This is a genomic window from Rhizobium ecuadorense, from assembly GCF_001187535.1.
Taxonomy (GTDB): domain Bacteria; phylum Pseudomonadota; class Alphaproteobacteria; order Rhizobiales; family Rhizobiaceae; genus Rhizobium; species Rhizobium ecuadorense.
Window position 1 is genome coordinate 1 of sequence record NZ_LFIO01000548.1, and the last position, 213, is coordinate 213.

At 59.6% G+C, this 213-nt stretch carries 1 protein-coding gene; it reads left to right on the plus strand.

What is annotated here, in order from left to right; genetic code table 11:
- Nucleotides 1–213 (plus strand): MBL fold metallo-hydrolase (locus tag AF337_RS11935; protein ID WP_152971008.1); only part of this gene is annotated, 213 nt, incomplete at both ends.

The window sequence follows — 213 nt, forward strand, 5'->3', positions numbered from 1 at the left end:
GAAGCCCGACAAGATCGACGCGGTCATCGTGACGCATATGCACCAAGACCACATGGGTGGGCTGGTTCTGGGAGGTAAGAACAACTACCCCGGAGCCGAGCTTTATATCGATCGTCGAGACATCGCTCACTGGACCGATCCGGCCAAGCGCAGCGGCGCGCCTGAATACCTGCAGACGAGCTTCAGGATGGCGGAGGAGGTCGTGCGGCTATA